The sequence below is a fragment of the Embleya australiensis genome (genome assembly GCF_051903075.1).
GTDB lineage: Bacteria > Actinomycetota > Actinomycetes > Streptomycetales > Streptomycetaceae > Embleya.
In genome coordinates this window covers 3,740,508-3,764,138 of sequence record NZ_CP182423.1, presented here as the reverse complement: position 1 = coordinate 3,764,138, position 23,631 = coordinate 3,740,508, and the positions used below count along the sequence as shown (strand labels likewise).

Sequence of the window (23,631 nt, the reverse complement as noted above, 5' to 3'; positions counted from 1 at the left end):
GTGCTGTGCAGCCGCGTCCGTCGGGGGGATCCGTGCGCCGTCTCCGTGTGCCGTTCGTCGCGGCCGGCCTTGCCTTGATCGTCTGCGGTTGTTCGGGCGGCGGGGGCGGCTCCGCCGCTCGTACGCCGACCGATCGGGCGCCCGCGTCGGCCGGTCGGGCCTCCGGGAGTGCCGGCACGGACGGTGGGGATCCGGGCCCCGCATCGACTCCCGCCCTGCCGAGTACCGGTCGGCTCGTCCGCACCTTGACCGACGAGTCGGGCGCGCGGCTGGACGGGCCGCTGGCTTTCAGCCCGGACGGTAAGCACATTGCCGGCCCCGGTCAGGGCGCCGACGCCTTCGTCTGGGACAGCGCGTCCGGTGCCGCGGTGAAGCTGACGGACCCGATCTTCCCCGGGCGTCCCGTGTCTTCGCTGTCATATACGCGCGACGGCAGGGAGTTGGTGACGACGGGATATCAGGACCGCGCCTGGGATCCGGCCACCGGCGCACTGATCCCGAACGGTTTCCCGCCGCTGACAGCTGCCCAGAACGTCGGTGGGAACCCCGACCAGGGCCTCGGGTTCGGCCGCGACGGCACGACGTTCTACGTGTACACGGGGGTGTCCGCGCCTACCGTGGCCGTGGGCACGTACACGCTGTCCGGCACCGCGCTGGCCCCGGGCGCGTCGCATCACCTGCCGTCGGCGCTCGACACGGCGGCCTACCCGCCCGTGGTCAGCCCGGACGGCCGCTCGGTCATCGGCGCCGCCGCCACGGCCACCGCGCACGCCCCTTCCCTGATCGACCTCGCCTCGGGCACCGCCACCCCGGTCGCACTCCAACCCATCGACACGAGTCCGGGTACCGATACGACGGCGGTCGGTTACAGCCCGGACGGCAAGCTCCTCGCCGTGGCCCGGTTGCAGTCCGGCGGGGAGGCGGTGACCCTGTACGACACGACGACCTGGACGAAGACCGTAGCCTTCCGCGGAAACACGTTCGCTTTCAGTCCCGACGGCAAAACGCTCGCCGTCGGAAGCAACGACACGGGCCCTGGGGTGCAGCTGTACACCGTCGCCGACGGCAAGGGCATCGGAACCCTTACGACGGCGGGCGAACTCGCCCATTCCCCGGGAGCCTTGGCCTTCAGCCCGGACGGCGGCGAACTGGCCGCGGCTGAGGGCTTGGCGGGGATCGAACTGTGGAGCGTGCGCCCTTAGGGCTCCGGTTGCGGTTCACTATTCCTGCCGGTCACAGGCACTTTGTCGAGCCTGTCCGGCCGTCGTGACGTCAGCCGGCGAAACCGCGTAACCTCCACCGTCTCCTGCGTGCGCTGTTCGGTGCGCCGCGCTCCCCCGGCGTCGACACGGCCGCCCGCGCGCTCGGCGGTTCCGTACCCCGGTTGTGCGCCCAGGGCGGTAGGCATCGGGAATGCGGCGTAATGGCGTGCTGGTAAAAGCCCGCCCGCCGAATCTTTCGCCCCAGAGGATGTCGATGCATTCCTCGCCATCCCCCGAGCGGTTGCGATACCGGGCGGTGGCGAATAGGACGCGACCGCCCCACGCTGTCCCTCCGCGCCGCCGATCACGATCGCGTGCCGCATGCGAAAACGCCCGGTGGCGCGGCCTCCGCGGCCGGTAAGTGGCCGAGTCGTCCCGCGCCACCGGGCGGGTAAAGCGGCACCGTTTCGAAGCGTCGACATCCGCACCTCCCGACGCGTCGACTCGGTGGCGACCATCTCGAGTTCGGTTGATTCGAACTCGGTCGACTCCCGCTCGGGCTAACTCAGGCTCAGCGTGAGTGCCCCCGAATAGGTGCCCGGGCGTACGAACGCCGGGGTCGTCAACGTCAGGGCGGCGTCCGCCGAAACGCTGCCGCCCGTGGCTCGGCCCCCGACCGGCGTCTGTGTGCACAACTGGGCCTGGTCCGCCCCGAGCGGCCCCGGAGTGCCGGGGGTGACCGTTCCGGGCGCGCCGTCGGCCGCCACGCACGCGGGGGTCCAGGACACGGCTCCGGCCGGGAGCTTGTCGGTGCCGTTCTCGGCCGTCAGCTCCGACATCGTGCCGGTGAGCGACCACCCGAGGTCGGTCCCTCGGGCATCGACCACGGTGACCCGGTTGAGCGCGGCGTTCAGGCGCAGCGGTTTGCCGTCGATCGTCGCGCTGCCGAAGTCGATCCGGCCGCCGGCCTGGGACATCGTCAGGCCGCCGGGCTTGATCTGCCCACTGACCGACTGGGTCAGCTGGGCCGGGCCCTCGCCCACCGTGTACGGCGTCCGCTTGCCGATCGCGGGGTTGCCGAACTCGTACGCCGCGACCGCGGCGGTGGTCGCCGCGGTCACCGTGAACGTCGCGGTGAACGAGCCGTTCGCGTCCGCGGTGGTGGTCACGGCGTCCTCCGTCGGCGCCCCGGGCTCGTCCTGGGGTTGGACGGTGATCTGGGCGTTCGGTGAGAACGCGGTACCGGTGACGGTCACGCGGGTGCCGACCGGACCGGTGTTCGGGCTCAGCACGAGCCCCCGCCCGCCGACCGGTACGGACACCACGGTCAACGGCGCCTCCAGGGCCACCGATCCCGATGTGACCTTCAGGATCGCCGCCGTACTGGGAACCGCGCCGGCGACGTGCACCCACCCCGACAGCACGCCGTCGACGACCTTGACGTCGCTCGCGGCGATGGTCGAGTAGCCGTTGTCGCAGAATCCGCCGAACTCGGGGAAGCACATGGTCAACCCCACCGGACCGGCCGGCCAGTGCGCGCCGGACAGCGTGACCCGGGAGTTCGAGTCGACGGTGCTCGGCGTCGCGGTCAGCGTGGGCGCCTGACTGCCCTGCTCGACCGTGTACGACGCGACCACGCCGTTGCCGGAGATCGGCACGCACGTCGCCGTCGCGAGCAGGTTTCCGTTGACGATGGTCTGCACCACGATCGACTTCAGGGTGAGGTCCACCGTGGATCCGGCCGCCGCGCCGACGATCGTCGCGGGCACGGTGAACGGAGGCGGCACGATGGGTGTGTTCACCTCGATCGGTGTTTCGAACGACGGCGGCGCCACCGAGAGGTCCTCGGTCGTGCCGCCGGACGTGGCGAACGTGTACACGGACTTGATCGTCGCGAGCGGAATCGGGATCGGGCTGGTCGCCGGACTCCCACCCGCCACGACGTGCATCGAGGTGGCGCCGTCACCGTGCGTCGGGTCCAGGGTCACCTCGAACCGCTGCTGCCCCTCGGGGGCGCCGACCGGGGTCGTACACCGCATGACCGGGGTCACGGTGCCCGCGCCCGCCGACGGCGCGAGGGCGACCAGGCCGCCGCCGAGGGCCAGGGCGGCGGCGGCCACCGAGGCGGCCCGGCGATGGTGGGTCAATCTTCGGGATAGCCGTTTTGACACGTTGCTCCTTCGTGTGGACGGCCGGTGCGGACGACCTGTTCGGAGCCCGTCGGAAACGAAAGGCGTAGCGAACCATTCGCACATTTGGATCATCCATAGTCAAGAGCGAGATGCGACCCGATTCATTCGACACGTGTCACCATGATCGAGAAATACCCGGGAAACCGAATATTCTTTGCCGATATGAGTGGTCGTGAATTGCGATCATGAATTATCGATCTTGACTTTTGCCGTCGGATAATTGCGTGCCGATCCCGCTTGACGGAATCCGAAACTTCGGATTCACTCCAAATGCGCCGACAGGAACTTTCCGCAGTATCTGTCGAAAGGGGCACCTTCCATGTCACGATCCAAGGCCCTCGCGGCCGGCGCCGCCGTCTTCGCCGGCGCCATGGCCGCGACCGTCGGGCTCAGCGGCACAGCCACGGCCGGCGGCCCGTCCACCGCGAAGTACGACTGCCTGACCTCGATCGGGGTCAGCTACACCGGCAAGAGCGCGACGTTCACCACCAACGCGTCGCACCAGATCTCGGCCACCATCGCACTCGCACCGCTGATCACCATCAACAACGGCGACCTCACGATCACCGCCAATCTCGGGGGCCCGAGCGGCACGGTCACGTTCAGCGGCACCGCCGGCACGTCCGGCCCCTTCGGTCCGGTCAACCTGGGTCCGCTGAACAAGACGGCGGGCACGATCTCCGCCGGTCAGGCCCTGACCGTGATCCAGTCGGCCAGTGCGCCCAGCGCCACGAACTGGTCGGTCAAGCTGCACCACAACCCCAACAACGTCGACATCTGGTGTGTCGGCAAGAGCGCGTTCAGCCCGGCTTTGACCTACTGATCCACCATCCCGCCCTCGGCGCGGCGGGGGATCGACGGCAGGGGTTCGACGCCGCTTCGATCGTCACGTATGGGCCGGCCAGGCCCGAAGTGCCGTCGAACCCCGGTGCGCGCGACGTCGCCACGTCACGACCTCGCGACCTCGCGACCGCGCGACGGCCCGACTCCCGACCGTCGGCCGGGCGACGAGCCGCCGTCCGCGTCCTCGTTACCGAGTGCTCGCCGGTTTTCCGACGTCCCCTCCCCCGCGGGCTCGGACAACTCCCCCGCCGCGCCACCGATATCGGCTCACGTGGCCTGTTGGTCTTCCGTCCCGGCGACGGACTGCAATGCGATCAGTTGTGCCTGACCGTTGCCCGCCGACCAACCGTCGAGAGCGTTCTCGGTCAGTGTGACGAACACGTCGCCGGCACGTACGCCGACTTCGGTCAGGTTCGCTGCGATGCGTCGATACAGATCCAGCTTGAGTTCCCGACGTCGTCCGGTCACCAGGGTGATCTGTACGTAGACGATGTCCTCGCGAGCCACGTCGAGGTAGTCCGGGTCAAAGATCAACTCGTCCGGGGCGTGCGGGGTGACGATCTGGAAACGGTCCTTGGCCGGGATGCCGACGGCGTCGACAAGAGCCCGGTGGACGCCGTCGGCAATGGCGCGGCGCATGGCGGGCGGGCGGGTGGAGGCGAGGTCGATACGCACCAGGGGCATGAGTCGCTCATTTCCGTCAGTAGTCGTACGGTAGGGTGAAGTGTACGACGCTGATCGAACACTTTGGCAAGGAAGTCGATTGTCCCTACGCTCCAGTCGCCTCACGCACACCGATCCGGCCTCGGTATCCCTCCAAGACGCGCTCGACGCGTTGAGCGATCCGGTACGCCGCGCGATCCTGCGGGAACTCGCGGCCGCACCGGATTGGGAACGCGCATGTGGCACATTCGACTTGCCCGTCACCAAGGCGACGCGCAGCCATCACTTCGCGGTCCTGCGCGCAGCGGGCCTGGTGGAGCAGCGGGACGAGGGATCGCGGCGTCTCAATCGGCTGCGTCGTCCCGAATTCGAGCTCCGATTTCCGGGTCTCCTGGATCTGGTCCTCCGCGAACCGCCGCCCTCGTGAGCCGCCGCCCTCGTGAACTGTTGCAAGGGCCGCATCCGGTCGACTCTGTCGCGGGGTCGGTGCGGCACGCCGGGACGCCGTCGAGGCCGGCGATACCCGGGGAGAGCGCGGCGCGTTGCGCGGCGACGCCGCGAGCCACGCCCGCGCCCGCGCAGCGGGCCCGCGAACGCGGCGGTTCGACGGGTTGCGGCGCGGGCGCGTGATCGGCGGCCGGGTGTCGGGGCCGCCGGGGGGTTCATGCCCGCAGTTCGGTCCACGTCCAGGTGCCGCCGACGCGTACGTACAGGCGCTTGTCGGCGGTGTCGACGGCCATCGTGCCGTCGAGCGGGGGGTATTGGAACGACGCGTCGGTGACCGGGCCCGCGACCAGGCGCAGCGGTGGGTTGGGCTGGTTGCGGGTGGGGATGGCGCCACTGGCCTGTCCGCCGGTGTTGCCGTAGGAGTTCTCGACGCGGAAGTCGCCGGTGGAGCTCTGTTCGTAGTAGATGTGTGTACCGGCGGGTTTGGCGCCGTACAGGCCGTTGACGTTGCGCAGGACGCCGGTCTGACCCTTCGCCGAGTACAGGATCACGCCGGAGTTGACGGTCATCGTCGTGCCGCACGCGATGAGGGTGTCCTCCAGCGCGCTCACGGAGGGGGCCCAGTCGATGATGTTCTGCGGAGTGTCGTATTCGGTGGCGAAGCCGCCCGCGTACGCGTAGATGTTGCGGGCGAACACGTGTCGGCAGGACGCGTCGACCCTGAAGTGTGGTCCGCCCTTCATCGCCGATGTCTCGAACTTGCAGTCGGTGATGTGGATTCCGTTGGGGTTGTTGGTTCCCGCGGTGCCCTGGGTGACCCACAGCGCGCCGGTACCGAAGTTCTCCAGGCGGCAGCCGGTCAGGTGGACCTGGTTGACGTTGTCGGTGCTGTAGCCCCATTCCCAGGTGTTCGCGGTGGAGGAGTTTCGCAGCCAGACGTTGGGGTGTCGACTGCTGTCCGCAGGGCCCGTGCAGGATTCGACGACCATGTCGTGGAATCGCGAGTCCCACAGTTCGACGGCGTCGACGGCGATGTCCGCGTTGCTCGTCAGGTATACGTCGCGAATGTGAGCGTTGTTGGTGTAGTAGAGCTCGAGCAGCAGGCCCGTCCTGCCCTTGCCGTCGAGGCCGAGGTTCTCGATCGCGCAGTAGCGCCGGTGCGTGGTGCCCTTCGCGTCGAGTGAGGGGCCGGTGCCGGAGATCCGCAGGAGGATGCCGTCGCTCTTCTTGACCAGCATGGCGGCCTTGCTGCCGGCGCCGATCAGGCGTACGCCGTCGCCGTTCACGGACAGCGCGGCGGCGGGTTTGCCGGCGACGGGCACCGGGGCCACCAGGTATCGGCCGGCGGGGAAGTAGACCGTGCCGCCCGCCTGCGACGCGGCGTTGATCGCGGACTGGACGGCCGCGGTGTCGTCCGCGACGCCGTCGCCGATCGCGCCGTGCGCCTTGACGTCGTACCAGTCCGGCGCGTTGCCCGCCGCGGTCGCCGGGGCCGATGTCGTCGCCACGAGCCCGACCCCGACCGCGGTCGCCGTCACCGCGCCGGTCAGGAACGCCCGACGGCCGCCGGCTCCCCGCCGCCTTGTTCCGTCCTCCCCATCCCGCTGTCGTGCTCTTTCGTCGGACGAGTGTTCGCCGTTCATTGCCATACCCCCGTGGAAGCGCCGGACGGATCATCCGGCTTCGGTGGATGATGCCACGGCGCGTCCGCTGCCGTTGCCTTCGCGTGAAGCGGCCACGCGAAACCCGCGCTTACCGGACACGTCGACGCGCGGGCATTCGCCGGAGGACTGCCAACCCCGTCCAAAGCGGCGAGAGTTGTATCGGTTCCGCCGCGGCGTACCCCACGCTTCGAGGTCCGGACCGCCCCGGGTACACGCCGTCGCCGAGCAATCGGCGAGCCGCAACGGCCGGGTGGGAAGAGCCTCTTGCCTTCGTCGGCGACCGGCGGGAGGATCCGGCGTCCACATCGCGTGGGCCGGCTCGGAAAGGGACGGACAATCCATGGCAACCGAAGCGCATCACCCGCCCGTTGGGACCACGAGCGATCCGGGGACGGTCCTCACTCCGATTTTCGTGGCGGACGCGTGCTCGACATCCAAGATACTGGCGCAAGGCGGACGCCTGTGGATGTTCACCGACCGACTCGTGTACGTGGACGTCCCCTTCGCCTCCAAACGCGGCTTCAGGACCGTCGTCGCCAGCCGCAACCATCCGCTGTTCTACTCGGCGAACAAACGTCAGGCGCGCGACGGGGACAACTTTCGGGTGGGCCGCGCCTACGACTTCACTCCCGACGAATGGGCCCGATACCTCGCCGGACAGGACGCGGACCGGATCGTGGAGATCCCCTGGGAATCCATCCAACACTCCCGAATCAAGGTCCACTGGTCCGGTGAGACCAAACTGCGCCTCGAACTCCGAGACGGCAACACGCTCGCCGTCAAGTGGCGCACCGGGTGCGGAGCCGACAGCATGCTCCAAAAGACACTGCCGTTCCAGACCCGCTGATCACGCGGTGTTCGACCCGGGCTTCCCGTCGGCGGCGTGGCGGCGGCGCCCGACGCGCGCGGCCGAGTACGCGACCGATCAGGCCGGGTGGTGCGAGGGTGCGCGGCCGGCCGACGTGGGCCTGGACGTCGTCGGCTGTGGGACGGGAGTCGGGCGGCGGGTCGCCCGGCGGCGGGCCGAGGGTGGATTGCGGGCACCGCGGGTTGGTGGTTCTTCGTGGGGTTCACGCCTTCGCCTCGTGGCCTGCTGTGCGGGCTGTGCCCCCGTGGAATCCGGCGCATGGGGAAGGGCGTCGAAGGGCGTCGACCGGTTTGTGGTCGACGCCCTTCCTTCCGTTCCGCCTGGGCCGCCACCCGGGCTCCGCGCGACACCGGCGCCGCGCGTCGGCGATCCGGCGGGCGATCGGCCGATCCGCGCGGCCGACCGGCCGACTTCGTGCCGACGTCCTGCGAATCCGATGCCGGACCTCGCGCCGTGATCCGACGGTCAGCGCATGTGGGTCTCGGTGACGCGGTGCAGGTGGACGACGACGTCATACGTCTGCGCGAGACGGATGTTGTTCATGATGTAGGGATCGGGCCAGGAGGCACCGATGCTGCGGGTGGAACGACGCGTGCCGAGCCAGTCGCGGGCGGCGCGTGGGGCGGTGCGCGTGTCCAGGTAGTAGTCGCGCGTCGAGACCTTCTCCAGCGTCTCCTCGTTGCCGCCGGCCGCTGTCGGCCCGACCTCGCGGGGGCGGAACGGCGACGTGGGGTCCTGTGCGTCAACGGCGTTGAACCGGCCCTGCCCGAAGGTGAATCCGACGGCGACGTAGCGCGAGCCCAACGCGTCGCGGAGGAACTGGCCCTGGACCTTGGGGTACAGGTCGGTGTTGTCGGGTTCGGTGCCCACGTGGGTGTTGTGGGCGGAGAGCAGCACGCGTTCCCCGGTGTACCGCTGCCACCACGCGGTGTTGGCGGCCATGCTCTCGTCCCGGTGCAGTTGTGCCTTGGCGCCCTCGGACCCCATGAAGTCGAAGCCCTGGGACGTGCCGACCTGGGCGATGGACCTCGCGTGTTGCAATACCAGTTGGTACTCCTTGGGATTGCCGCCCGGTCGCTGCCGTTCCAGCAGGTCGTAGGCGCGGCGGACGTCGTCGCGCATCCGCCGGCGGGTGTCGAGGGGAAGCGTGCGGCGTTGCATCATGGTGTCGCTGACGCCGGCGGTGGGGCGAGACTCCCGGTACAACCGCTGGAACTCGGGCAGCAGGGCGGGGTAATGGCGGGCGACGTAGTCGGTGACGGCGTCGAACTGCACCGTTCCGGCATAGTTGACGTCGTTGCCGACCACACGCAGGGGGCGGCGGTCGGGGTGGCGTTGGTTCCACTCGCGCATCCAGCGGAACTGGGCGGCCATCTCATGGGTGTTCCACAGCGCTCCGCCGTTTTGGAGTTCGTCGGCCATGAGGGTGTCCAGGTTGCCGGCACCGCCGCGAACCCAGGCATCCAGGCGCAGGCCCGCGCTCCAGTGCATCTCGAACGCGAAGGTGGTGAAGCCGCGGCGTTCCACGAGGTGGCGCAGCAGTCGGTGCTTGATGTTCTGGAACTCGGCGGAGCCGTGAGTTGCTTCGCCCACCCCGAGTACCTTGGCGTCGCCGACCATGCGGTCGAAGGCACGCAGATCGGCGTCCGGGGCGGCGGGGTCCGTGGAGCCCAGTGTGTGCGCGGCTGCGGCGAGAGCCCGTACGGGGTTGGTGTCGGTTGCCGATCCCGCGTGCGCGGTGCCGATCCCGCCCACGGTCGCACCCAGGCACAGCACGAGCGGCACGAAGGGACGCAGCACCTGCCGCACTGCGCGCGAATGCGGGTAACTCCCTTGGCTCGACGGGTGGTTCACGATTGTGCGCGGTACACGCGGAGTTTCGTTTCGCATGCGCCCAGGCTAGGAACCCGGCCCCTCGGCACGCATCGTCCGCCGGCCCGAGGACCGGAGTCCCCCTGCGACTCAGCCGGTTGGTACTCGGGTCCGGTATCCGATGGCCCGACCGAACTCACGTACCGGGTGACCGAGTTCGTGTGCGGTGGGTGGTGTTCGGCGCGCCGTTCCAAGTGGCATCGAGGCAGAACGCGTTCGAGGATCTCCTCGAACCGCCGGCGACGGCGCGTCGGAACCGGCGGTGAGATCGCCGAGGTCGTCGCCCACGTCGCCCTCAACGTCCTCAACAAGCTCGACCGCACCAACGTGGCCCGCGGTCGCGGGTGATCGCGGCCTCCTTCGCGACGGCGCTGCCGCCCCGGCGCGCGACGAAGGCGGGCTGCGGCAGGGCCTCTCCTATACGGTGCCGCAACGCGTGACTCTGACCATCTTGTCGGTCTCGCCACCCGCGGTACCGACCGCTTCGATCGCCCTCACCACGTCCATCCCGTCGACGACCTCGCCGAAAACGACATGCCTCCCGTCCAGCCAGGACGTCGCGGCAGCGGTGATGAAGAACTGGGAACCGTTGGTGTTCCTGCCGCTGTTCGCCATCGACAGCAGGCCGGGCCTCGTGTGCTTCACGGTGAAATTCTCGTCGTCGAACGTCTCGCCGTGGATGCACCTGCCGCCGATGCCGTCGCCAAGGGTGAAGTCGCCGCCCTGGAGCATGAATCGCGGGATGACCCGGTGAAAGACGCTGTCCTTGTAGCCGAAGCCGTGTTGCCCCGTGGCGAGCTCGCGGAAGTTCCGGGCGGTCTTGGGTACGACATCGTCGTACAACTTGAACTCGATCCGCTGCGGAGCCTGCCCGCCGATGGAGACGTCGAAGAAGACGTCAGGGTTTTCCATGCCCCGATCCTTGCATGCTCTCTTTTCGCTGAATCCAGGCTCGAAGTGACGGAGGGAGTGGCGCGTTCCCCAGACACCCCGGATACTCCGGATGCCGCGTCTCGGCCTCCCGGAACCGCCGGGCGCAAGGGCGAGGCAGCCACGATGGCTTCTGCCGGACCGGATACGCATTGCATGCGGCTCCGAGCGGGCGTACCCCGGCGCGTGAGTGCGCGATCGGGGTCTTGTCGCGCTGCCCGTTGCGCAACGCGTCGGTGGCCGTCGAGGGCTGGTGACGAGGGTCGAGGTTCGTATCACGGCCGTCGTGGGCCGCTGCCGGGGCAGCGCTCCCGGGACCGGCGGGCAAACCCGTGTCGGCGATCCGCTCGACAGCGGCGCGTTGCCCGTGGACCGCTCACGGTTCGGACGAGGCGCGGGGCGGTCGCGCGTTCGGCGGACCCGGGAGGTCAGGCCGTCTGCCGTCACCCCCTTCGCAGTCCCCCAGTGCCGGATCGGGCCGCCGACCGGAACAGGAGCGACGTGGCCGCTTGCCGGAAGCGTGTGTGCCAGGGCGAGGCCGACGTCGACCAGCGACAACCGGCGCAGTCCGGGGACATGGGGACGAACCTCCCCCTGCGCAACCGTATCCCGCGTCCGCCGACTCCCGGTGCCCGCGCGCCCTGACACCGGCTGGTACAAGTTCGGTGCCGGCATCCGAGTTCGCGTCCGGCAACAACCCCGGCTGCGGCGCGAAGGCCGGGCCGGCACGATGGCGCGCATGAACATCATCCCCGGGCGCGGCGTAGCCCTGGTCGAGATCGGTGACGCGCGGTCCGAGGTCGAGGCCAGGACCGGCGACCCGGTTCACGGGCCGGGTCGATCGAAGGCCGTCTACCGCACCGATCCGGCCCTGGTCGTCAGCTACCTGCCGGACGACACGGTCGAGTTGGTCGAACTCGGTCACTCGGCCGGCGCCGGTACCGAGGTGTACCTCGACGACGTCCGGTTGACCTGGCGGTTCCTGGACGACGTGGTCGCCGAGCTGACCGCCCTCGGCCACACCGGCACAGAGACCGACATCGGCTATGCGTTCCGGGCCGGATTCGCGATCTGGTCGATGGGTTCCCGCCATGCCTCCGAGCTCGACCCCGACGCGGCCGAGGACGACGAACGCGAGGTCGTCGAGGGCGTGTCGGTCGCCCCGTACGCCTACTTCACCGATAGCTGAGCACAGCCGATTCGAACGCGTGGGAAACGCGTGTGTCGCCGTGGGCTTCCCGTTCTCCGGGGGCCGGGATGCTCCCCGGCCCGCCCGGTGGTTCGCGAAGCCGCGCGATCGGGGCGCGACGGCGGCGTCCCCGTCACGGCGTCGCACCCGATGGGCTACCGGGAGCGGCCGTCGACCTGTTCGGCCGGTTCCGTCGTCCACGTGGCGGCGACGTATCCGCCCGCGAGCGCGAGGTCCTTCTGCGCGCGCTCCAGAATCGGCACACCGGGCAGCCCCAGCCCGTCGACGGCCTGCCGGATCAGGAGCCTGGCACTGATCACGGCGTGCAGCGCGGCCTCGACGCGCGCACCGCCGGGCATGGCGCCCTCCACCGCCGAGGGCGTCCGACGATGTGACGGTCGTGCTCCTCGACGCGGCCGGACATGACGGAGTCGGCCGGGACCTCGGCGGCACCGATTGGCGGGACGCGCTCGCCCGCGCGGCGGGCGCGTCGGCACAGGAGTCGGCGCGAGCCGACGAACGCCTGGTCGCCTCCGATGCCCTCAGTCCCGCGCGAGGAACGCGGACGACCGCGCGCGATATGGTCGACCTGCTGGAGCTGATCTGGGCCGACCGCGCCGCGCGGGTACACGCCGTCATGGCACGGCAGTTGACCCGGCACAGGATCGCGAGCGCCTTCCGATCGCCGGTGCGGGTCGCGGCCAGGGCCGTCGCCGCTCTGCGGGACGAACGCCCGTAACGGCCGCGCGCACGTGGCGGACGTTGCTCGCCGCAGCAGTCGTGCATCCTCGCAGTGACGGATCCTCGCGGTGGCAGCGCTACTTCCTCAGCAAACGGTCGAGAGGCGCTCGCAGGGCGGGCGAAGTCAGTTCCAAGTCACGGTTGTCGCGGCCGTCGAGCATGTGGTCCAGCCACCGTTCGTACCAGGCCAGGAAATCGGTGGCCGACGAGACATCGGGGCCCAGAGACCGTCGGCGTTGCCGGTGACGACGCGGCCTGCCAAGGGTCCGGTAATGCCGACAAGCACCAGATCGCTGCACCCCGCCTCGATGACGTGCAGGAAAAGGTCGCCTTGGTGAGATGGGCCGCCAGCGGACGTGAACCCCCGAGGGCGACCGGGTTCGCCTCGAGGGTCCATCGTGAACAGCCGACACGACCACAGCGGCATCAGACCGTAGAAGGGCGACGCTCCGCCTCCGCCCAGCGTGGTCAGGAAGCTGCGGTAGGAATCGGGCAGTTCGATGTGGTGGTCGGCCTCGAACTCGGCAACTCTCGTATCGTGCAAGGGGCGTTCGAGGCGGAACCCGTGCTTCTCTTCACCGAAGGAGTGGCTTCGCAGCGCGGCGTAGGGCACGTTGGTCAGCTTGCGTCGGATGCGGGCGATCCGGGAGTCCATACGAACTCTTCTCTCTGTCCTCCCGGAAGCTACCCGCTCACCGGCACGGATGTCACCCGTGTGATCAGCTGCACATGAGCCGGCTATGCCCGGTATCGCGCACCCGACCCGACGAGGCGGGGGTGGGGGCGGCGGCTGTCCTTGGTGGGTCCGGGGGCGGGTTCGCGGTGTGGTGGCCGGGGACTACGCTGCCTGGTCGGGATGGGTGGCAGGAAGTGGGGCGGTTCCGGGGAGGGGCTGTCGGGGGGAGGCGTGGTGGGTGTTCGGGTGGAGGGTTCCGGTCTGGTTCGGGCATGTCCCGACTGTGGGGCGGATGTTCCGGCGGAGGAACGATTCGTCGCCTGGTGTGCGGAGTGCGGGTGGAACGTGGATCCCGCCGGTGCCGAGGAGCCCGCGCCGGGGCGGATCGAGGCGGCTCGGCGACGGCTCGCGCACCGCGACGGGGAGCGGCTGCTCGCCGAGGTCGAACGCGGCGGGGACGCTCGGCCGGCTCGCGACGCGAAGCGGGTGCTCACCTACGCGGTGGCCGTGCTGGTGCATGCCACGACGCTGGTGCTGCTCGTGCTCGGCGTGGTGCTTCCGATCGTGGCCTGGGGCACCGTGTTCGGGCCGGTCCTGGGGGTGTTGTTCCTGGCGATGGCCTGGGTGCTGCGACCGCGGCTCGGCGCGCTGCCGAAGAACGCTCCCGTGCTCGAACGGGCTTCCGCACCGGCGCTGTTCGCGCTGATCGACGAGATCGCGGCGGTCGCCGGCACGACCGGGGTGGACGCGGTGGTGATCGATGGGCAGTCCAACGCGGGCGTGACCACGTACGGTCTGCGCCAGCGGCGGGTGCTCCATCTCGGGCTGGGCCTGTGGGAGGTGCTGACGCCGCGACAACGCGTCGCGGTCCTCGGCCACGAGCTCGGGCACTACGCCCACGGCGACACGCGGCACGGCGTCGTGGTCGGGTGCGCGTTGCGCTCGTTGCGGGTCTGGTACTACCTGCTGGCTCCGGCGCGGCGGCCGGGGCCGGGCAGCGTGGTGGTCAACTCGCTGATGTTCCTGCCCCGATGGGGCGTCTACGGGGTGCTGGCCCTGCTCGACCATCTGTCCGTGGGCGCGGCGCAGCGTGCCGAATACCTCGCGGACCGCACCGCCGCCCGGGCCGGATCCAGTGCGGCGGCCGTGGAACTCATGGATCGGCTCCTGATCGGCGACTCGGTCGACGCCGAGGTGCGGCGACAGGCCGTGGTGGCGAACACCCGCGTCGGGCGGCCGGTGCCGCGCGCTGAGCTCGAGGCGGGCCTGTGGGCGAACCTCGCGGCGCATGTCCGAGGCATCCCGGAGCGGGAGTACGAACGGCTGCGGCGGGTCTCCGCGTTGCGCGGGCACAGCGTCGACGCCACCCACCCGCCGACCCATCTGCGTCGGCAACGGGTGCGCAACGACGAGCAGTACCCGGGCCTGGTCCACCTCGACCACGACCGCGACGCCACGATCGGCGACGAACTCGCGGACGCACGGGCGCGGTTGGCCAGGGAAGTACTCCGCGAGCCGACCTGCTGAGCGGAAGTCGCGAAATCGGAAGCCGGCACCCCCGGACACCGATGGCCGGCCCGCCGTCCTTGCCGGCCCGGCCCGGCATCCTGTCGGCCGACAGTAGAGGTCTCGGTCACATCAGGATGCCGAGTACGAGGATCAGCACAGTGGTGACCATCACCAGGAGCATCCCGCCGCACCCGTCGTTGGCCTGGCGCTTCCTCGGCCGCGATCCGCTGGGGCGTTTCCCGCCCATGTGGGCGGCGCAGTAACGCTTGCCCGGCACGGTCGGCTTCCCGCAGGTCGTCCCGCCCCGCCCGCGCACCGTCGATCGCTGACACCTGCCCACGTGAGCCTCCCGGGTCCGACGGATGGTCACCCCATGCTGTCGAACTCTCGCCGCCCGTACCGGCAGTTCGCCGAAACCGGCCCGGCCGGCCCCTGGCCGAGCACGCGCGGGACTTCGGCGGCCGACTCACGGCCGAGGTCGGCCGGGGCGACGGATGCCACGTTCGGCACCGGGGCGTTGCGCGCCGTGCGGTTTTGGACATGACGATCCCAGGTGCGTCCGGACATTGTCCGTGCAGCCCGGTCGGTCGTCGACCTGGCTTTTCGACGCGCGACGCGTCGAACTCGCCGCCGCCGCGCGGTGGTTGGGGGTCGGATACACTGCCGGCTGTTCATCCGGGGGGAAGGGGCGGGCATGTCCGGACCGGGCATCGAGCCGTTGCACGACGACGATCCGACGTGGATCGGGCCGTATCGACTGCTCGGCCGGATCGCCTCGGGCGGGATGGGCCGGATCCATCTCGGTCGCGGCACCGACGGTGGTCTCGTCGCGGTCAAGACGCTGCTCGCCGACGGCGCGGTGGGCGCGGTGAATCGGCGTCGGTTCGCCCGCGAGGTCAAGATCGCCCGGCAGGTGCGCGCCGAGCACACGGCGCGTGTCCTGGCCGCCGACCCGGACGCCGAGCGCCCGTGGATGGCCACCGAGTACGTCCCCGCCCCGTCGCTCGCCGAACTGGTGCGGCATGCCGGGACGTTGTCCGGTTCGGCGGTGCGCTGGGTGGCCCGCGGCACCGTGGAGGCTCTGGTCGGCCTGCACCGCCAGGGCATCGTGCATCGGGACGTCAAGCCGCAGAACCTGCTGCTGCCCGCCGAGGGGCCGTGTCTGATCGACTTCGGGATCTCACACGCCCAGGACCTGACCCGGACGTCGCTCTCGCTCGGGACCGTCGCGTTCACCTCCCCCGAACAGGCCCGCGGCGAGGAGTCGACCGCCGCGTCCGACGTCTACTCGCTGGGGGCCACGCTCTTCCACCTCGCGGTGGGCCGGGCGCCCTACCCCGTGGGCGAGGACATGATGCGGCTGCTTGCCCGGGTGGCCGAAGCGGATGTGGATCTCACCGGTCTGCCGCCCGAGTTGGCGCCGGTGATCGAACCGTGCCTGGCCCTGGACCCGGGCGATCGGCCCACATCGGCGGAGGTGCTGTCGAGGGTGTCAGGGGACCTCGCGGAGGCACCCACGGCCGAGCGGATCGTGGGGTGGTTGCCGCCGCGATGGTCGGCGTTGGTGGCGGAATACGCCCGGTACGGGGAGGACTTGTCGGCGTGGTCGTGGGACGGGGACGTCACCCGGGCCGATACCGACAACGAAGCCGACGACACCACGGACGATGCCACCGAGGACGCCATCGACGACGCCACCACCGCTGCCGATCCACCGGAGCCTCCGCCCGGAAGGCGGGCCCGGGTGCTCGTTCGAGCGGTCCGGCTGCTCATGGTGTCCATCCTCGTCGCCATCGCCGGCTTCCTCGGGATCGCGTACTGGTACAGCGAGCAGGCCAAGAAGCTCAGTGCCACCGATCGGGCCTTCCAAGCGCTGGCCCCGGGTGACTGTCTGGGTTCGACGCCGGTCGCCGGCGAGTGGGCGAAGCGGGCTCCGAGCGTGGTCGACTGCGGTCTGCCGAACGCCTACGCACGGGTCACCTCGGTTCCCGGCGTGAACGGTGGATCGTGCCCGATCCGCCCCGAAGTCATCGTCTGGTTGCGCGCGTTCCCGCAGGCGGAAACCTTCGTGCTGTGCGCGGAACGGCTGTACCGGGTCGGTCAGTGCACCGTGGGCAAACGCGAAGGGCGGTACATCACGAATGTGCAGATACACGAGGCCTGGGACTGCCGGACGACGCAACTTCCCGCCGGATATACCGAGTTGCTCACAATCACCGAATACCCGGCAACCGGGCAGAAGTGCCGCCGAGACGACCGGGATACGGCGGATTCGGGCGAGTACTTCCGCTACGTCGTCCGGACCGGTGAGATCGCGTGTCTGGTCCGGGTGTGAGCGGCGGTCGGCAACCAAGCGACCCGCGCCCGCCGACCACCCTTGGTACGGCCTTCGATGAACGGCACCCGATGAACGGCCTGCGATGAACACCCCGACCACCCCGGATACCCCGGACGCCCCACCCCTCACCGCGATCCGCCTCGACCCGCTGAGCCGCGACGACCCGGACCACCTCGGCGCCTACCGCCTGATCGGCCGACTCGCCTCCGGTGGCATGGGTCGCCTGTACCTGGCTCGCTCGACCGCGGACGGCAGTCTGGTCGCCGTCAAGACTCTGCTCGCCCGGGGCGGGATCGGCGAGGTCGAGCGTCGCCGGTTCGCGCGCGAGGTCGGGCTCGCGCGGCGTGTTCGCGGCGAGCACACGGCGCAGGTCCTGGCCGCCGACCCCGAGGCGGCCCGTCCGTGGATGGCGATCCGGTACATCCCGGCCCCCTCGCTGGCCGAACTCGTCGCCTCCCGGGGCACCGCCGACGAGGCGTGCGTGCGTCGACTCGGCGCGAGTTGTGCGGCGGTATTGCTGGATCTGCACGAGGGGGGCATCGTGCATCGTGACCTCAAGCCGCAGAACATGCTGCTGCCGAACGCGGGGCTGCGGTTGATCGACTTCGGCATCTCGCACGCCGTGGACGTCACCCGGACCCACCTGACCCTGGGCACCATCGCGTTCACCTCCCCCGAACAGGCTCGGGGCGAGCCGTCCACCGCGGCGTCGGACGTCTACTCGCTGGGGGCTACGCTCTTCCATCTCGCCGTCGGGCGTCCGCCGTACCCGGAAACGGGAAACGACCTGCGGCTGCTGGCCCTGGTCGCCCGCGCCCAGGTCGATCCGGCCGATCTGCCCGCCGGACTCCGCGAGTTGATCCTGCCCTGCCTGGCCCTCGAACCGGACGACCGGCCACGGACCGCGGATCTGCTCGGCGCGTTCACCGAGTCGGGACGGGCGCCGGGCCTGCCGAACGCCGCCGAGTTGCGGATCCCCGACGGCTGGCGCGTACTGATCGACGAGTACGAACGCGAGGGCCGCCAACTCGCGGCGGCCGAGCCGCACTTCGCCCGCCCCGCAATCGTCACGGCACCGCCGCGGCCGACCTCGCCGGCGCAACCCGCCGCCACCCGAGTCGATCACACCGTGCCCGAACCGGCATCCCCAGGACGTCCCGGCGACGGGCACGACCGTCGGCCCGGCGAACCCGTCGACGTCCCACGCAGGTTCGCGGGCCTGTCCGCGACCGGTTGGCGGGCCGCGGCCAAGGCCGGTACCGCGCTGACCGTACTCGTGGTCTACGCCCTGCTGCTGCTCGCGGTCCTGGCCGTGGTGGTCGCCATCGTCGTCGCGGTCGCCCGCGAATGATGGGCGGTGATGACGCGCGTCCTCGATCCGCGCCACCCGGTCGGGGCGGCGCTCGGGGCTTTCAACGTGGAGGGAGCCGGCGACGTGGCGGCCCGCGAGGGCGACTCGCCGTGTCCGCTCGCCGCGAACTGCCGCCTGCACGGGGCGCTTCGGCGTGCGCAGGAGGGGAGCGCTCGCTCGCGCGAGACCGCCGACGTCGCCACGTTTCGGCTGCCGCCGGTCGACGGCGCGGACACACCGCGCTTCCGGCCGGTGCAGCGCTGCTGGAGGGCAAGGGCGTGTTGCCGGAGGGGTGGCGGCCGGTGTTCGAGCGGGTCGCGCGGGGGGGAGTTCGTCCCCGATCGGGTCTGGCCGGAAGACACCGACACCCTTGTGGACCGCCGTCGTGATCCGGGGGCGTGGCGGGCGGCGGTGTATTCGGATCGGGCGTTGGTCACCCAGTGGGACGACGGCGTGCACGCGGGCAACGGCGTGGGGCGGTTGGCGACGTCGTCCGATCCGGTCGGCTTCGTGCTGGGGTTGTGCGTTCGCGTCTGCCTCGCCCGGCCCGTCCCGGACGGACCCGGCGGCGGGACCCTGTGGTTGCACGCCGCCGACACCGGCACGGGGCACTCCGTCGCCGCGGTCGGGTTCGCCCCGGGGCACAGTCCGAGTGTCCTGCAGAGCGGGCCGCGGCGCCTGTGGGGCGAGGTCGAGACGGCATGGCGCTGGTGGGACGGGCAAGGGCGTTCCACCGTCCACGACTTCGGCCTCACCGTCACGATCGCCTCGACCGGTGAGACGGCCGCCGCCGAGCAACAGGCGTGGTACCGCGACCGGAAGCATCCACTCGCCATGCGGACCACCACCGCGATGCGGGACATCCGACCGCACATCACAGTCGTACGGCTTGGACTGCCGGCCGTTCCTCTCCGGAATCGGCCTCCCGGGAACAGGCGTCGCGTTCGCGGGCAACGGGCCGATTCGGCCGCGGTGTCCGGGCCTTGGCGTGCGGGCGACGCACGCTCCGGCGAGCAGCCACGCCGGCTCCCCCGCCGGCCGCGATCGACGGCTTCGGGTCGTTCGTTCTGTGCATACGACAGGGCGCCCGGTGCGAACGACACGCACGCGCACAGACCCCACGATGGCAGTGTCGACACAGGACGTCGACGCACCGAAGGCGTTCGACACGCGGACGCCGGCAAGGTACCGCAACAGGGGGAAAGACAATGCAGTTCACCGGAAGCGCACTTCGCCGTACGGCAACCATGGGGGTGCTGTCGGTCATCTTCGCCGGCGCGGGCCTCGCGGCCTCCGTCGGACCGGCGAGCGCGGGGACCAACGGTCAGCAGATCAAGTTCCACGACCGGCTCCACCGCGCCAACTCGGTCTGGGTCGGCGGGTACAACCAGCACGGCAACTACGCCGAACACTGCTGGAAGACGCCGACCGCGGACACCAACTTCAGCAACTGGTGGTGGAAGGGCAATGTGTCGGTGATCGAGTACGCCAACACGAATTGCACGGGCACCGTCCGAGGCAGCCAGACCGCCTACATCCCGGTCCGGCAGAGCAGTAACTGGGTGACGGTCAGCAACTGACGCACGCGACGGGTCGGGGGTCGAGCGCTCGTCCCCCGACCCGTCCCGGCCCATCGCGCCGGGGACTTCACCCTGAGGCCCGTGCTCGACGGGACCGGTTCGGCCGGGCGTCCGTCCCGGTCACGTCGATACCCCGTCGCGTGGGACCTCGACGACGGACCTGTCCCCCGCGACGGGTACGCCGAGGATCTCGTGTGCCCGGCGTTGTGCCGTGTGCGCCTCGCGTAGTCCGTCGCGGCCCCAGCCCAGGAGGTCGACGGCGGTTGCCGGGTCGACCAGGAGGCGACGCCATTCCCGCCCGGTCGCCGGGTCCGGCCGCGCCGGGCCCAGGCGGGCGAGGCGGGCCGCGTAACGGACGCGGGCGACGGGGGCGCCGCCATAGATCAGGGCGTCATGGTCGTGGAGGTAGCCGAGGTAGGTGTGTGCTCCCGGTACGGCGCCGGCCTCCTCGTACGCCTCGCGGGTGAGCGTTGCCCACGCGTCGGCGTCCCCGTCCTCGGTGGCGCCGCCGGGCAGCGCGAGCATGCCCCGGTCCGCGACCAGGAGTACGCGCCCGTCGTCGGCGAACAGCCACCCCGACGACTGAGCGACGGGCAGCGCATGGGGCACGGGCTCGCCGGGGTGCCAGACCCAGGGCCGGCCCATGCGCGGGGCGGCTTCCAGGCCGAGTTCGCGGCGCAGCGGCTCGTTGCCGTGGTCGGCGGCGCGGATTCGGGTCAGGCGTTGGTCGGTGTGTCGGTCGTCGTGGACGGTGTCGTGGGGTTGTTGGAGGTGGAGGGCGTAGGGGGTGCCGGCGCGGATGGCGTGCAGGGCGGCTCGGGTGTAGGCGACGAGGTCGTGGGGTGGGTTGTCGGGGTCGGCCCAGACGAGTTCGTCGTGTTTGTGGGGTTCGGCGTTGTACACGGTGTCGGGGGTGGTGGGGCGGCGTGCGCCGGGCCATCCCTCAGCGGTGAAGAACCAGCCGATGCGCAACGGCCCCTGGGGTGGCCGGTGTTGCAGGACGAGGTCGCACCGGAGCATGGTCGGGTGCAGGACGACGCCCGTCTCCTCACGGGTTTCGCGTACGGCGGCGGTGACGACGTCCTCGCCGGGTTCGACCTTGCCGGAGGGCAGGCACAGCAACCCGGGGGCGTAGGGGGAGGTTTCGCTGCGGCGCAGGAACAGCAGCCGCGTTCCGCGATACAGCAGCACGTGCACGTCGACCGGGTTGCCGGTTCCGGGGTGTGCGACCGGTTCCATGTGTATGTCCTTATTGCTTCGTCGTACGGCGTGCCGAGCGATGCGGGCCGGCGGGTGGATCGGTTGCCTGTTCGCGGAGTGCCGTGTGGGAACCGGTGACTTGGGGCGGGGCGTGGGTCGATCGGCGGCTCGTGTTCGGCGGTGTCGGCGGCCGGGTGTTGCGGGTCTCCGGTCGTGCGGAGCCGGGCTCGCGCTCGATGCCCTGAGGCCGCGCGGGCGCGCGCCGGTCTCCTTCGACGTCGTCCACCGGGTGAGCGTGTCCACGATCTCCTCGTGTGGCCGTGTGGCCGTGTGGCCGTGCGGCTGGTCGGCGCCCGGTGTCACGCCCACCCGAACTCCGTGTAGAGGTGACCGTTTTGGATCGCTCTGATCGCGGCGCGCGTGTAGTCGACGGTCGGGTCCGGAAGGTCGTGGGGGTGCCACCATCCCCAGCCGAGACACTTGTCGGGTTCGAGAACCTCCGGCGTACCCGTCCACCGCCGGGCCCGAAAGACCATCTGCATGCGCGGGCACGTTCCCGGCGCGTCCAGGAAGTGGACGGCGTGGGCGAACTCGACGTCGTCGGGGTCGATCACCAGCCCGGCCTCCTCCCGGGCCTCGCGCACCAGACAGGCGACGGCGGACTCCTGCTCGCAGTGTCCGGCCAGGAAATGGTGCGTCGACGGCGCGTAGAGGGAATCGGGGTGCCGCAGCCCGAGCAGGACCCGCCCGTGGGAGTCCCCCGCGTACAGGTGGACGCCGACGTCATTCAGGACACCCCGCGTACCGCGCTCCGCACGCCGGTCAGGTCCCGAGACCCCCTCGTCCCCACTCATCGGGACATTCCCGACCACCGGCGGACTCCGGTTTCGCCCCGGGGTCTCGTGATCACGCCGTCGCGGCCGGGAAGAGCGACGCGGAGCACAGGGAAGAACAGCTTCAATGTCATCACGCGGAGTGTAGATACACCTACCGACAGACATGAGGTGACGTCGTCCGGGGGCGGGCACCATCGTATGATGAGCCGCTCCCGGCCCAACTTGCCGCAACTGCCCGAAAGTCGGGGATCCGTCGTTCCTTCCTCCACCTACCTCGGTGGACCACAGCCATCCTCACCCGGCGGTGCACCGTCCCGCCGGTCGATGGGGTGAAGACGGAGAGTCGTTCCTCCTGCGGCAAGAACCGACGCCTTCCAGCGCGGCGGCCCGAGTCGGCCCAGCGGTGGCGATCACCCGAATACCCCGGTGCAGAGCCAAGCGCACCGCCGCCTCCCCCCACGGTGGAACCCGCGCCGTGGACGAGCGACAACTCACGCCGAGGTCGTCGAGCGCGCGCCACGCCGTCTCGGCCGCCATCGGCAACGCCACGGCCTGCTCGTCGGTGACGCCGTCGGGGATGCGTGTCCAGGCCGGCATCAGCGCGTACTCGGCGGCGCCGGCCGTCGGGCCGGGGGCAGTCACCACCGCGCTCTGCGGACCACGCCGCCGATGGCCGGCGGGGCGTTCACGAGAGCGGAGCCTTCTTCGCTTCTCGCCTGCGCACCGTGCGCGTTGGGCAAGTTCGTGCATTCTTGCCAACCGGGCGGTCGCCGGCTATCCCCCTGCACGGCCTTGTGGGTGACCGGATTGGTGAGTCCCTACAAGACGAACAGTCGATACCGGAGCCGCTCCCGCCGGGTGCAATGCGCCAGAAGCGTGAAACATAACGCGCATTATGCTGTCGAGGGAAAATTCCCAGTAGCATGCTCGCGGCGGCGGTCACCACCGTGTACCAGCGTCGCCGACCGACCCTGCTCTCGGGCAGGCATCAAACCACCGGGTCGAAATCCCGCAGAATTATATGCGCGGGACACCGACCAACCCTCACGAACGATCACCGACGTCCGAAGGATTCGCGATCGAGGAAATCCGAAAAGGAGACAGGACCACCCGGAATTCACCGGGCACGGGCCGGGGACATGGAACCGCGAGCGGAAGTCGACTCGCGACGTCGCCATGCGCCGCCTCCCATACGCGTGCTGTCGGGCCGATATCCACCGGGTGGATGTACGGCGATTCACCTTTGCGCGGCGAACACACCGTCGGGACGGAACGGGTGCGGTTTCTGTGCCGTTTCGTACGAGAGCGACCATCATCCGTGACACCGATCGCGCGCCGGGCGTGCCTGTGGCCTGTGGCCTGTGTAACGCCGTGACGGCCGCGATTCGTGAGCCGACGGAATGTCGGATCCGGCGGAAACGGATTCGGCGCAGCAGCACGCCCTCCTCGCGATTCACGGCATCGTGGCCGGCGCTCCGCCCCGACAACACCGTTCGAACGGAACGCCGTTCCTTGATGGGAGACACCTCT

The 23,631-nt window shown here is 70.3% G+C and carries 20 protein-coding genes; 10 read left to right on the top strand and 10 right to left on the bottom strand.

The annotated features are described in order from the left end of the window. The first annotated feature begins 245 nt into the window (after positions 1 to 245). Positions 246 to 1,202, top strand: coding sequence for a WD40 repeat domain-containing protein (locus ACMXN5_RS46575; protein WP_439680946.1), 957 nt, complete (start codon positions 246 to 248; stop codon positions 1,200 to 1,202). Between the two features lie 560 nt (positions 1,203 to 1,762). Here the strand turns inward: ACMXN5_RS46575 and ACMXN5_RS46570 are convergent. After that, a complete protein-coding gene (locus ACMXN5_RS46570) occupies positions 1,763 to 3,373 on the bottom strand; it encodes a hypothetical protein (RefSeq protein ID WP_439680945.1) in 1,611 nt (536 codons plus the stop codon). Between the two features lie 340 nt (positions 3,374 to 3,713). Between ACMXN5_RS46570 and ACMXN5_RS46565 the strand changes: the two genes are divergently transcribed. Further along, positions 3,714 to 4,217, top strand: coding sequence for a hypothetical protein (locus ACMXN5_RS46565; RefSeq protein ID WP_439680944.1), 504 nt, complete (start codon positions 3,714 to 3,716; stop codon positions 4,215 to 4,217). A 287-nt stretch (positions 4,218 to 4,504) separates the two neighbouring features. Here ACMXN5_RS46565 and ACMXN5_RS46560 read toward each other — a convergent pair whose 3' ends face one another. Then, positions 4,505 to 4,921 carry a tautomerase family protein gene (locus ACMXN5_RS46560; RefSeq protein WP_439680943.1) on the bottom strand — a complete coding sequence of 139 codons (417 nt, stop codon included), beginning with the start codon at positions 4,919 to 4,921 and terminating at the stop codon, positions 4,505 to 4,507. A gap of 79 nt (positions 4,922 to 5,000) precedes the next feature. Here ACMXN5_RS46560 and ACMXN5_RS46555 point away from each other — a divergent pair, with 79 nt between their 5' ends. Further along, positions 5,001 to 5,327: an ArsR/SmtB family transcription factor gene (locus ACMXN5_RS46555; protein ID WP_439680942.1), complete on the top strand. Its 327-nt coding sequence runs from the start codon at positions 5,001 to 5,003 to the stop codon at positions 5,325 to 5,327. A gap of 235 nt (positions 5,328 to 5,562) precedes the next feature. Here ACMXN5_RS46555 and ACMXN5_RS46550 read toward each other — a convergent pair whose 3' ends face one another. Further along, positions 5,563 to 6,855 (bottom strand): glycosyl hydrolase family 28-related protein, encoded by a 1,293-nt coding sequence (locus tag ACMXN5_RS46550; protein WP_439680941.1) that lies wholly within the window; start codon positions 6,853 to 6,855, stop codon positions 5,563 to 5,565. Positions 6,856 to 7,477: 622 nt separating this feature from the next. Here ACMXN5_RS46550 and ACMXN5_RS46545 point away from each other — a divergent pair. Beyond that, positions 7,478 to 7,858 (top strand): hypothetical protein, encoded by a 381-nt coding sequence (locus ACMXN5_RS46545; RefSeq protein WP_439680940.1) that lies wholly within the window; start codon positions 7,478 to 7,480, stop codon positions 7,856 to 7,858. A 486-nt stretch (positions 7,859 to 8,344) separates the two neighbouring features. Here the strand turns inward: ACMXN5_RS46545 and ACMXN5_RS46540 are convergent, their stop codons facing one another. Continuing rightward, entirely contained in the window at positions 8,345 to 9,679 is a 1,335-nt protein-coding gene (locus ACMXN5_RS46540) for an erythromycin esterase family protein (RefSeq protein ID WP_439680939.1), read from the bottom strand. Between the two features lie 489 nt (positions 9,680 to 10,168). Beyond that, the gene (locus tag ACMXN5_RS46535; RefSeq protein WP_439680938.1) at positions 10,169 to 10,663 is read right to left on the bottom strand and encodes a peptidylprolyl isomerase; all 495 of its coding nucleotides are present in this window, start codon (positions 10,661 to 10,663) and stop codon (positions 10,169 to 10,171) included. A 757-nt stretch (positions 10,664 to 11,420) separates the two neighbouring features. Here ACMXN5_RS46535 and ACMXN5_RS46530 point away from each other — a divergent pair. Further along, positions 11,421 to 11,870 carry a hypothetical protein gene (locus tag ACMXN5_RS46530; protein ID WP_439680937.1) on the top strand — a complete coding sequence of 150 codons (450 nt, stop codon included), beginning with the start codon at positions 11,421 to 11,423 and terminating at the stop codon, positions 11,868 to 11,870. Between the two features lie 155 nt (positions 11,871 to 12,025). Here ACMXN5_RS46530 and ACMXN5_RS46525 read toward each other — a convergent pair whose 3' ends face one another. Further along, the gene (locus tag ACMXN5_RS46525; protein ID WP_439680936.1) at positions 12,026 to 12,229 is read right to left on the bottom strand and encodes a hypothetical protein; all 204 of its coding nucleotides are present in this window, start codon (positions 12,227 to 12,229) and stop codon (positions 12,026 to 12,028) included. Positions 12,230 to 12,261: 32 nt separating this feature from the next. On the opposite strand from ACMXN5_RS46525, the gene ACMXN5_RS46520 reads away from it, so the two are divergent. Beyond that, a complete protein-coding gene (locus tag ACMXN5_RS46520; protein WP_439680935.1) occupies positions 12,262 to 12,609 on the top strand; it encodes a serine hydrolase in 348 nt (115 codons plus the stop codon). Positions 12,610 to 12,735: 126 nt separating this feature from the next. Here the strand turns inward: ACMXN5_RS46520 and ACMXN5_RS46515 are convergent, their stop codons facing one another. Continuing rightward, complete coding sequence (locus ACMXN5_RS46515; protein ID WP_439680934.1) at positions 12,736 to 13,266, bottom strand: SMI1/KNR4 family protein; 531 nt, start codon at positions 13,264 to 13,266, stop codon at positions 12,736 to 12,738. 366 nt (positions 13,267 to 13,632) lie between these two features. Between ACMXN5_RS46515 and ACMXN5_RS46510 the strand changes: the two genes are divergently transcribed. Continuing rightward, complete coding sequence (locus ACMXN5_RS46510) at positions 13,633 to 14,814, top strand: M48 family metallopeptidase (protein ID WP_439680933.1); 1,182 nt, start codon at positions 13,633 to 13,635, stop codon at positions 14,812 to 14,814. Positions 14,815 to 14,920: 106 nt separating this feature from the next. Here the strand turns inward: ACMXN5_RS46510 and ACMXN5_RS46505 are convergent, their stop codons facing one another. Then, positions 14,921 to 15,073, bottom strand: coding sequence for a hypothetical protein (locus ACMXN5_RS46505; RefSeq protein ID WP_439680932.1), 153 nt, complete (start codon positions 15,071 to 15,073; stop codon positions 14,921 to 14,923). A gap of 417 nt (positions 15,074 to 15,490) precedes the next feature. Between ACMXN5_RS46505 and ACMXN5_RS46500 the strand changes: the two genes are divergently transcribed. The 3 genes from ACMXN5_RS46500 to ACMXN5_RS46490 all read left to right on the top strand — a co-directional run bounded on the left by ACMXN5_RS46500 (position 15,491) and on the right by ACMXN5_RS46490 (position 20,065). Next, positions 15,491 to 17,131, top strand: coding sequence for a serine/threonine-protein kinase (locus tag ACMXN5_RS46500; RefSeq protein WP_439680931.1), 1,641 nt, complete (start codon positions 15,491 to 15,493; stop codon positions 17,129 to 17,131). 85 nt (positions 17,132 to 17,216) lie between these two features. Further along, on the top strand, positions 17,217 to 18,485 hold the full coding sequence (locus tag ACMXN5_RS46495) for a serine/threonine-protein kinase (RefSeq protein WP_439680930.1): 1,269 nt from the start codon (positions 17,217 to 17,219) through the stop codon (positions 18,483 to 18,485). 1,208 nt (positions 18,486 to 19,693) lie between these two features. Then, positions 19,694 to 20,065: a hypothetical protein gene (locus tag ACMXN5_RS46490; RefSeq protein WP_439680929.1), complete on the top strand. Its 372-nt coding sequence runs from the start codon at positions 19,694 to 19,696 to the stop codon at positions 20,063 to 20,065. A gap of 120 nt (positions 20,066 to 20,185) precedes the next feature. Here the strand turns inward: ACMXN5_RS46490 and ACMXN5_RS46485 are convergent, their stop codons facing one another. Both ACMXN5_RS46485 and ACMXN5_RS46480 read right to left on the bottom strand, forming a co-directional pair. Continuing rightward, on the bottom strand, positions 20,186 to 21,304 hold the full coding sequence (locus tag ACMXN5_RS46485; RefSeq protein WP_439680928.1) for an NUDIX hydrolase: 1,119 nt from the start codon (positions 21,302 to 21,304) through the stop codon (positions 20,186 to 20,188). 320 nt (positions 21,305 to 21,624) lie between these two features. Next, a complete protein-coding gene (locus ACMXN5_RS46480; RefSeq protein ID WP_439680927.1) occupies positions 21,625 to 22,119 on the bottom strand; it encodes an NUDIX hydrolase in 495 nt (164 codons plus the stop codon). Positions 22,120 to 23,631: the final 1,512 nt, after the last annotated feature.